General features: G+C 46.1%; 5 protein-coding genes. All 5 read left to right on the top strand.

What is annotated here, in order from left to right; all coding sequences use genetic code 11:
• The first annotated feature begins 351 nt into the window (after positions 1-351).
• The 5 genes from JGK36_RS31765 (at position 352) to JGK36_RS31745 (ending at position 10,404) form a co-directional block, all read left to right on the top strand.
• Positions 352-1,524 carry an RNA-guided endonuclease TnpB family protein gene (locus tag JGK36_RS31765; protein ID WP_293191469.1) on the top strand — a complete coding sequence of 391 codons (1,173 nt, stop codon included), beginning with the start codon at positions 352-354 and terminating at the stop codon, positions 1,522-1,524.
• Positions 1,525-1,746: 222 nt separating this feature from the next.
• On the top strand, positions 1,747-6,087 hold the full coding sequence (locus JGK36_RS31760) for a hypothetical protein (protein WP_293199157.1): 4,341 nt from the start codon (positions 1,747-1,749) through the stop codon (positions 6,085-6,087).
• Positions 6,088-6,481: 394 nt separating this feature from the next.
• Positions 6,482-7,192: a sugar transferase gene (locus JGK36_RS31755; RefSeq protein ID WP_293191465.1), complete on the top strand. Its 711-nt coding sequence runs from the start codon at positions 6,482-6,484 to the stop codon at positions 7,190-7,192.
• 606 nt (positions 7,193-7,798) lie between these two features.
• Positions 7,799-8,317: a CDP-diacylglycerol--glycerol-3-phosphate 3-phosphatidyltransferase gene (pgsA, locus tag JGK36_RS31750; protein ID WP_293185762.1), complete on the top strand. Its 519-nt coding sequence runs from the start codon at positions 7,799-7,801 to the stop codon at positions 8,315-8,317.
• Between the two features lie 635 nt (positions 8,318-8,952).
• Complete coding sequence (locus JGK36_RS31745) at positions 8,953-10,404, top strand: methyl-accepting chemotaxis protein (RefSeq protein ID WP_293191463.1); 1,452 nt, start codon at positions 8,953-8,955, stop codon at positions 10,402-10,404.
• Positions 10,405-10,526 lie beyond the last annotated feature (122 nt).

The raw sequence follows: 10,526 nt of genomic DNA, 5'->3' as shown, positions 1-10,526 counted from the left end.
TATTCCTGTAGTTTTAGGACTGTGGACTAAAATTACTAACGTAGATGTCTAACATTGACTACTTTTGGGTAGCTTTGTCCATGTTTTTACGAGCGGTTATGGGTGAGGCAGTGGCAGTTCGGGCGATCGCTGCTATCCGTCTTCGGGTATCGCCTGTCTGTGTCCGGAAACAAGGAAAGCAGCCGCAGAATTGGAGAGCGCTTGCAGTCAACAGAAGCGGGCATTTGATGCGGAAGTACCGCCTAACCTATCATCAGAAAAATGGGTAGAAACCCCGTCCTTATAAAACGGATTTACAAAAATATACAAAACAAATCGATTGCCTTACAAAAGACCTGATACTATGTGAAGATGGAAAAAGCCTACCGCTACCGATTCTACCCAACCACCGAGCAAGAAAATATCTTGCGACGGACAATGGGTTGCACTCGGTTAGTGTACAACAAGGCTTTAGCCGCTCGCACGGAAGCCTGGTATGAGCGTCAAGAGAGGGTTGGATACAAAGAAACCTCCTCAATGCTAACAAATTGGAAACAAGAAGAAGAGCTTGATTTCCTGAACGAAGTTAGTTGTGTACCCCTTCAACAAGGACTTAGACACCTTCAAACAGCTTTTACCAACTTCTTTGGAGGACGAGCTAAATATCCTAATTTCAAGAAAAAGCACAGCGGCGGTAGCGCTGAATTTACTAGATCAGCTTTCCGTTGGAAAAATGGCCAACTGTTTCTCGCAAAGTGTAACGATCCGTTACCTATTCGCTGGAGCCAGCAAATTCCCGAAGGGTGCATCCCGTCTACTGTTACCGTAAAACTAACACCCGCTGGACGTTGGTATGTCTCCATACTCGTAAATGACTATACGATTAAACCGCTTCCTAAAACCGATAAAACTATCGGATTGGATGTAGGGATCGCTAGCCTGATTACCACCAGTAATGGCGACAAGATAGCTAATCCCAAACAATTCAAAAAACTTCGCAAAAAATTAAAAAGAAAGCAAAAAGCCCTAGCCAAAAAGCAAAAAGGAAGTAACAATCGATACAAGGCACAGTTGGAAGTGGCTAGAGTCCACTCACAAATAGTCGATATTCGCAAAGACTTCTTGCACAAGCTGACAACTCAAATTATTCGTGAAAACCAAACGATTGTAGTTGAGGATTTAGCTATCAAGAATATGGTGAAAAACCATAAATTAGCTCTTGCTATTAGTGACGCTAGTTGGGGTGAGTTGATTCGCCAACTAAGTTACAAGTGCGAGTGGTATGGGCGAGAGTTTGTAAAAATAGACCGCTGGTTTCCTAGTTCTAAACGCTGTGGAAACTGCGGTCACATTGTTGAAAAATTGCCGTTGAATGTTCGAGAATGGGAATGTCCTAAGTGTGGGATAAACCACGATCGCGATATTAACGCTGCAAAAAATATTTTGGCGGCTGGGCTAGCCGTTGCAGTCTGTGGAGCGACCGTAAGACCCGAACAGAGCAAGTCTGTTAGGGCGGGTGCTATGAAGCAGAAACCCGATCGGTGACGATTGGGAATCCCCGCTCATCAAAAAAGTGGGTGGATGTCAAGGCAATAGAAGTCAACAGCAGGCAAAAGCAAAAGGTTAATTCAAAGTTGTCAGCAAATATTAGTCAATTATTGACCGACTCGCATTCAGATGATTCTATCTATTGGCATAGCTGCCGCCTGATTTCAATCTTTTTTCAATTAAAATTTCTCTCTAGCCGCATTCCCAGAGGTTCCGCCCTTGAATTCTCAGAAGTATAAAATTCAAGCACTGATTGCTGAGATTGATGAGGTACTCAGCAAGCCCGCACCCCGCTTGCCTTGGACGGGTTCGATCGATACTGTCCACCAGCGCCAACTTTTAGAGCGAGTTCGCACTTATCTGGTTTCCTCAGAGTCAAAGGTAGCTGCCCGCAAGGGGCCCGCCAGCCCAACTGTCCGCCCGGAACCAGTTCCAGTACCCAAAATGCCCCCGAGGGTCGATCGCCCCTCAGCAACAGAGCAAATTATGCTTGCCGTCACTGAGGAAATCACCAACCTGCGATCGGGTTTGACGGGGCCGCTCCAAGAAGAAATAGTAGCTCTGCGACAAGAGCAACAAGCCCTCATTCAAGAAATCAAACAGCTAGAAGCAAAACGGCAGCAACAACAATCCCTAGCTCAGCAACAAGCAAACCAACAGCAAATCATTTCTGAATTCTTGCAGGTACTGACGGGGCGCTTGGAAGAAACCTTGGATCGCGATTTATCCCAAATTTTTGGTAGCCTAGAAAATCAATTATTACCAAGCACTGCTGCACAATCGCAGCAATCGGCTTTCAGCGCACAAACCTCAGAAGAACTCCCGCTGCTAACACCGGCTCAGAGATTGGAGCAAATGCAACGGTTCCAAGCTAGTGCTGACAGTCTGCTGATGAGGCTCGATTCTACGATGGGTATCGTGTTCGAGGCTTTGGAAGCAAATCTGCAAAGCTATCAAGCTTCCTTGTCCCAAGGACTTGAAAATATGCATGGTTTGAGCCAGCAGAGCGAGGCAATGTTCGCGACTTTTGTTAATCACTTGGTCGCACAGTTGGGACGAGAAGCCTCTTCCTACGTGCAGCAGCCGATCGCCCTGGCAAATGTCCAAACAGGTTCCCCAACCGCATCCGATCGCTCTGTTGCTACTGGCGGCTTCTCAAATACCAAGATCCACTCATCAGCCGATGCCGAAAGTGAAGAGCGCAGTGGCGAACTCCCAGAACAAGACAGATTGCCCTACGCCGGGACAGAAATTTCTTCGCAATTCGGAAAGTTGAGGCGCGATCGCGATCGCATTGAAACTCCTCTCTCGCTCCCGGATTTGGAAGATAATTTGTTCGGTTCTTCACCGGAAATCCCTCCACAGCCAACTCGCTTTTCGGGTGCTGATTCGGAAAATTTCTTAGCAGAAAATGACGAAAATGTTGAGGATTTGTACGCTAGTTTGTTCGCGGGAGAAACAGTCGCAGAACTAGAATTAGAACTGGAAGATTTCACGATCGAAAATACGGAAAGTGCTGCCGCGACAGAAGCGGTACTATCTCCATCAGTGGCAGAGCGTGAAACTACAGAACCCCTAAATTCTGCGGAAGATTTGTTTGCAAATCTACTGGATGAAGGCGAATCGCTGGAAGATGTTCTAGCAGATGAAGATTCAGAATTTGCAATCGGTAATTCTGTAGAGGCTCTAACTTTAGATACTGAAGATTTATTTGAACCGCAAGTTACAACAGTAGCTGAAGTTTCAGCACCGTCAGCCTTAAGTTCGATCGAGCCTCAACTTGAGTTGGACGATCGAGAAAATCTAGAAATGGCTCAAAACCTAGGCGAGCATTTCGACACTGCTGCTGTGCCGGGGCCGCGTCCTGAGCAGGGGCCCCCGACTGCGAGCGCGGGCGATCGAATTAGCTCGAACCAACCCAGGAACACCCGTGTACCCAGTGCCCGTGATGTTCAAACTGGAGATTTTGGAAGCTCGTCCCAAGGGCTCAACGATGTTTACATCCAAGCTTCGCCGGAGGAGGATTTGCTGCCGGTTGAGGCATTAGAAGATGACCTGGATCGAGCTCTCAAGTTGGATGTGAGTACGATGGAACTGTTGGAGGCAGACCTCTACAATCTCGAGGGTTCGGATAATAATGCTCCAAGGCGATCGACTTCAAGTGCTTCTAACAACTTGGATTTATTGGGGAGTTCCCCTGACGACGGTGCAGACAATCCCTTTGCGGAAGCGGCGGAGGAAGAACTCGGATCGCTGGAGGATTTGTTCTCCGATGAGTTGGAACTTTCATCTGAAGATGAACCCTTTGTTTTGGAGGATGAACTTGAGGATGATTTGTTTGCTGGTGAAGATGAATCGAATTTGACGCTAGACGAGATTTTGGCGAGTTTGAAGGATACCGATCCAGAAGTGGCCCAAACTCCGGAAACCGAGGAACTGCCGTCAAATCCTCCAAAAAGTCAAAAAAAAAACCTAATTTCCAGACAGAGTAAAGCCGGGGTTGTTGAGGAGATAACCGAATCTAGAGAGTTTGCTGTTGGGCAGCAGCAAGAGTCAGCGCTACATTCTGTTCCAGGTGCGATCGCCCCTTCATCCTCTCAATCCCAAAAACGCCCGAATTCTCTCTGGTATTTGGGCCTTGATTTTGGTTCCAGCGGGCTGTCGGCGGCTTTGCTCGATCGCGCCAGCGGCCAGTTGCACCCAATTTACTGGGAAACAGCCCAGGCTGAGGTTTCCGCAGCCAGCGCGAGCTTTCGGATTCCCTCAGTCGCGGCGATCGAGGAAACAGCCCCAACCGCCACCAGCGGCCCGCAGGTGACAGTCAAGTCAGTGGGATCCCCGCAGTTGGATTTGCGTGCGGGAGAATTTTTATTGCAAAATTTTAAATTGCCTTTAAAGGTGGGCATTCCTTATCAGCGGGCAACTGGTGGGATGTACGAACCGCTGTTGCAGTGGTCATCCGATCTGGCTGTGTCGATCGCCCTACCGCTGCACGCTGTGCGGGCGCTGCTGGCTACTTTGAATCGAAAGCACCAGGGGAAAAAATTTCGCACATCGCCGGAAGTTTTGGATTCTGCCAGCCCGGAGGCGAATTCTGCTCTATTGCCAATTTCCCATTTAATCTGTAAAGCTTCGGGACTGACGCCAGAAATTCTGGATGCGGCGCTGCAAGACTTGCAGGGCGTGATTTTGGGGACTCCAGCAAGCTGGTCTCAGGCCTATGGGTTTAACCTGCGGGAGGCTGTTTTGGGCGCGGATCTGGTGGCTTCGGGCGCGCAAATTTTTGTGGTTCCCGATGCGATCGCCACTTTGGTTGCTGCTGTAACTCCTATAAAAAATGCCACAGGAGTGCAATCTGCGGCAATGGATACTATTGAAAGCTCCCTTGCAGAAGCTGCACCGCTAACTGTCAATGCTTCCTCTTTTAGCGGGGGAACTTTGATTGTGAATGCGGGGGCTGCCACGGTGGAATTAGCTGTAGTTGAGTTGCAGGAAAATCTTCAAAATTTAACTCGTGCTGATTTTACTTGCCAAAGTTTTGATGCGGCTGGCAATGCTTTCGATCAAGATATTATTTGTCAGTTGTTGGCTAAGAATGAAACTTGGGGAATGTCGATCGATTTGCCGCGTCCAGGGCATCCAGATTTGCCGAGTCGCTATCAATTGCAGCAGCGGTTGCAAGGTTCAGATTTTGGTCTGCAATTGTTAGAGGCTGCAAGGCATTTGAAAGTTATTTTGCAACATCAAGAAAGTTGTGTTTTTGATATTGACCAGCAGCATTGGGATGTGAAGCGTCGAGATTTGGAAAGTTTAGTTTTAGTGCCTTTTGTACAGCAGTTGAATCGTGAATTGAATGCTTTGCTCAGCCGTGCGGGAATGTCGCCTGCCCGAATCAATCAGGCGATTTGTACTGGGGGCATGGGTGGTTGGCCTGCGATCGCCCGCTGGTTGCGGCAAAAGCTGCCGAATGCGATCGTGGTTCAAGATCGCGAATTGGAGAGCGATCGAGATATTTCGGAAATTTACAATTTCGCCTCAAATTCCGTATTTCAAAGCACAAACTCTTCAAAAAAAAGCGGTCAAGTTGCCTGCGGGTTGGCAAGTTTAGCTCTCTATCCTCAAATTTTGGATGTGCGACAGCAACAGTACAGCGACTTTTTTCTGCTGTGGGAATTAATGCAGGTTTTGGGTAAGAAAACTCTGAGCTTTGAGGAAATTTTGCAGTTGCTCGAACGCCAGGGCGTGAACACCCGCACCTGCGAGCCCCGAATTCTGGGGATTTTGGAAGGAAGATTGCCGGCGGGGCTTTTGCCAGAGGAGGAAGATTTCATGCTGCTAGCCGAGGAGTCGAGGCAAAATCCGGATTGGCAAGCAATTTTGGCGGAGCCGCTTTTCTTTGAAGATGTTTCGCGGGGTTATCGTTTGAATGTGGAACACGCCTCTGTTGTTCGCGAATATTTAGGCAAACTTGCCTCTAGCAGCCAGCAAAAATTGTTGGAGCCACTAACAATTGCTTGGGATATTCCCACGGATATCGATCGTTCAACAGTTGACAGTTGACAGTTGACCGAAGGAGAGCGAACTCTACCCTTAAGTCCGAGGATTGGAGTAATGAATAGTCTGATTTTAATTTCTCTCTCGAAGGCGGGCGGGCTTTCAACCGATTCTTTCTGGTAAACTGCAAAAAACCGGTTTTCTGAGGCGAATTATCCCTTTCTTCCCGAATATTGCTTATAAAAACCGGGTTTGTGGCGCTCAAAAACTCACTTTTTTTGTTGAATCTAGTTAATTTTACCTAAAATTTATACATTTTTAAAATAAATACACACAAACTTTATAAAAGAGTAGCAGCTTTTTAAAGATTGTGCAAAGCCCTGGAGTTCCTCTTCTCGCGATCGGGAGAGTCTCATAAGATAGACGTGAGATCATCTTGTTAAATCTTGAGACTAATCAGATGAAATTTGTGATGGGTGCTTCTAAATTATCAGTGTTATCAGAAATGCTTTCGTTATTTATTCCGAAACCTACTTACAGAGTTTGTGTATCAAAACAGCCACTTCACCGATCCGTAACAAGTAAGGTCAAGCGGTCGATCGATATTTTGGGCTCGTTGTTAGGACTGGCAATTGCTGTGGCGTTAGCCGTGCCGGTAGCGCTAGTGATGCTTTTGGACAGTCGGGGCCCGCTGCTGTACAGTCAGGTTCGCTGTGGCTTCAAAGGACGGCATTTCAGAATCTGGAAATTTCGATCGATGGTTGTAGGTGCAGAAAATCTCAAACACCTAGTTACCAACCAAGCCAAGGGTCACATTTTCAAGAATGATAATGACCCGCGAATTACCCCCATCGGTCGCTTTTTGCGGTGCACGAGCTTGGACGAGTTGCCTCAATTCTGGAACGTGCTAGTCGGGGACATGAGTTTGGTGGGAACTCGACCGCCAACTCCCGATGAGGTCGCAGGCTACGAGGACTTTCACTGGCAGCGTTTAAATGTCAAACCCGGTCTGACTGGGGAGTGGCAAGTCAACGGACGCTCTGGAGTTAAAGACTTTGACGATATTGTGCACATGGATCTAGACTATCAGCGCAAGTGGTCTGTTGTCTACGACATCAGCCTGATTTGCAAAACTATTTGGGTTGTATTGAATAAACACGGTGCGTGTTAATTGATTTAGTCGATCGGTTGTTTTGGGTTGTTTTTTGTGAGCTTCGATTAGATGAATATTAAGTTAAAAGCTGTTTTGCTCAAAGTTAAACAGCTACCAAAAAATGCTAAATTAAGGGCAAGCTTTTTACAAGCTTGCCCTTAATTTTTTTCTATTCCTTTATCTTTCTTATTTCGGTCAACTGTCAACTATAGCAATCCTAAACGATTCATGAAGAGTTGTAGGGGTAGCGCCCCCGTGCCTACCCCTTATCTATGGAGGCAACCGGGTTATTCAAGAACCTACAAAAATTATGCAAATGATGCGAGGATTGCTATATATCAACTGTCAACTGTCATAAGAGGGCAGGCACGGGGGCACTGCCCCTACAACTCTCCCAGATCCACTGTCATATCGTTTCCGGTTGTATCGGTCGGAATGATTTAACCACAGAGAGCGCAGAGGGCGCAGAGAGAAAAGATAGAGATAAATATATGACAATGCAATCGGATTTGATATCAACTGTCAACTATCAACTAAGAGGGCAGGCACGGGGGCACTGCCCCTACAACTGTCAACTGTCAACTGTCAACTGTCAACTGTCAACTGTCAACTATTAACTGTCTTATGAATTTGCCTAATTTGATTACTTTTTCTCGCTTATTGGGAGTGCCGTTTCTGCTCTACGGTTTGTACGACCCAAGCGCGCAAAGCCGTTGGATTTGTACCGCGATTTTTGTGGTAGCGGCGGCTACTGATTGGCTGGACGGGTATTTGGCTAGAAAGCTGAACCAAATTACCGATTTGGGTAAGTTTCTCGACCCTTTGGTGGATAAATTGTTGGTACTCGCACCGCTTTTAGTATTGATTGAGTTGGGTAAAGTCCCGGCTTGGGCAGTGTTTTTAATTTTGGGGCGGGAGTTGACAATTGCGGGGTGGCGTGTTAATAAAACTACGATTTCGGGAGCTAATATTTGGGGCAAGTTGAAGACGGTGAGTCAGATTGTGGCGATCGCACTTTTAATCGCTCCCCTCTCCGAAGACTGGAACGTTCCGGCATTAATTGCGTTTTGGGTTTCTGTGGGTTTAACTTTAATTTCTGGCGCTATCTATCTCTGGCCGTCCAAGACTGCTGAGGAAAAGTAAGGATGAGCAAGTTATTGGTTTGAATACAAATTGGATATTCTAGCTAGCTAAGGTCGCAACGGGCGATCGAACTTTGCTGGAATGTACACAAAAACGTTTTTGACGAAGAATTCTGGATGCACTAATCTGCTATACAAGCACTTTGTGGTATGGCAAATTGCCATGCTTGAGATCGCACATTCCGCACCCGCTTAGGAATAGGCTCACACAGTATAATTACTGAGAATAATCCATCCTTACAGTAATAAATTATGCCTTTAAAAAAGTTTTTCATTACTTAACACGCGGTATAAAAGTATAATTTATAGCTTAATAGCTCTATAAAAACAAGTAAAAACCGAGGGCGCCCAATGTGGGAAGAGCCAATCTGTGGCGTTCTTGCGTCCATAATTGACCCAAAAATATCCTGGATTGCGATCGCCACAATTGAAACAGTAGTTGACTAGACTGGAATTGTATCTGCGGTTAACATATCAGTCAACCGCAGATGTAAGGCAGATCGACGCAGATGAACGCAGATCGTTCAAAGAAAAGCGAGCTAATGAATGCCATGCAAGTCTATTGAATGTTGGTGCGTCCATAACTGCTATTAATAGCGCTGCTAGGAAATACTCTATTGCAAATTAGCAAAAATAATGAACTTAGGAATTCGGGCTAAATTGTTGGCTAGCTTTGGAGCTTTGACGGCTTTACTCGCAGTAGTCGGATTTGTGGGTTGGCGGAATACTGTTGAATTAGCACAAGATGCGGAGAAAATGTACGCATATCAAGTTAAGGGGACGGTGGCTCTAGCCAACTCAGAGTCAGCTTTGTGGAAGCTGCGTTACGGCTTCCCACAGTTTCTAGTTTTACCATCCAAGCGATCGGACATTTTGACCGAAGAGCCACAATTATACAAAATAATTGACGATAACCTGCGAGAATATGCCAAAGGCGAACTCACCGCAGAAGAGCAAGTTGCTTTCCATAAGCTGCAAGATGCTTATCACAGGTATATTGCGGCCAGACCTAAGTGGTTTGAGTTGCAGCAAGCAGGTAAACTTAAGGAAGCAGCAGAGTATCGCGCAGCTACGACAACTCCTTTTGGTGCCGAAACAGTTGAGGCTTTTTCAGAACTAATCCAACTCCAGCGAAAAGTTGGCGAAACAAAACATCAGGAAATTGAAGCCAATATTCAGGGTTTGACAGTTTTGCTAGTCTGTACTCTGAGTTTTGCTTTGTTGTCCGCAGCAATCTTGACTGCGATCGTCAGCCGCGATATTGTTAACCCCATAGTGCAATCTGTCAAGAAGATTGCTTCTTCTTCCATGGAAATTACTGCCGCAGTCGAGCGACAAGAATACACGATATCTCAGCAAGCTAATGCTGTGAATCAAACTACTGCGACGATGAACGAGTTAAGTGTTGCATCGTCTTTGTCGGCCAAGCAAGCAGAAGCATCGGCAGTCTCGTCGCATCAAGCACTAACCCTAGCTGAGTCTGGAAATCAATCTGTAGAAAAGACGATGAAGGGAATAGTAACTCTGCAAGAAAAAGTAGACGCGATCGCCAAACAGATTACATACTTGAACGAAAATACTGTTAAAATTAGTGGGATTTCTGACCTGGTAGCCGATCTCGCTAACCAAACAAATATGTTAGCTCTTAATGCTGCTGTGGAAGCAGTCCGTGCTGGGGAAAATGGCAAGGGTTTTGCTGTTGTCGCGACAGAAATTCGGCGACTAGCTGATGAAAGTAAACAATCAGCCGATAAAATTAATGTTCTAGCTAAAGAAATTCAAGTTGCGATCGGCTACACGGTGATGGTAACGGATGAAGGTTCAAAAACCGCAGCACAAGGAATTACACAAGCTAGGGGGACAACAGAAATTTTTGCTGGTGTAGCAGAGGCGATAGACAAGGTATTTTTGAACAATCAACAAATTGCTCTAAATGCTAACCAACAGGCGATCGCAATTGAACAAGTGCTCGCAGCAATGAACCATGTTAATTTAGGAGCAACAGAAACTGCTACTAGCATTGCTCAAGTTAAAGTTTGTACGGAACTGCTCAACCAAACCGCAGCAGAACTAAATAAAATGGCTTAGTAGAAGGAAGAAGTAAAAAGCTGTAAGGGGCTTGCAATTAAATATAACCCCAGTTATCCTAGAAGAGTAGGAACCAAAAAATCTGACATAAGTGGTTGTGACTTCTGTAAGTGGGATGCTAA

It is taken from the genome of Microcoleus sp. PH2017_35_SFW_U_B (genome assembly GCF_020737865.1).
GTDB lineage: Bacteria > Cyanobacteriota > Cyanobacteriia > Cyanobacteriales > Microcoleaceae > Microcoleus.
The sequence above is the reverse complement of the archived record's forward strand: the minus strand, read 5'-3'. Positions and strand labels throughout refer to the sequence as shown.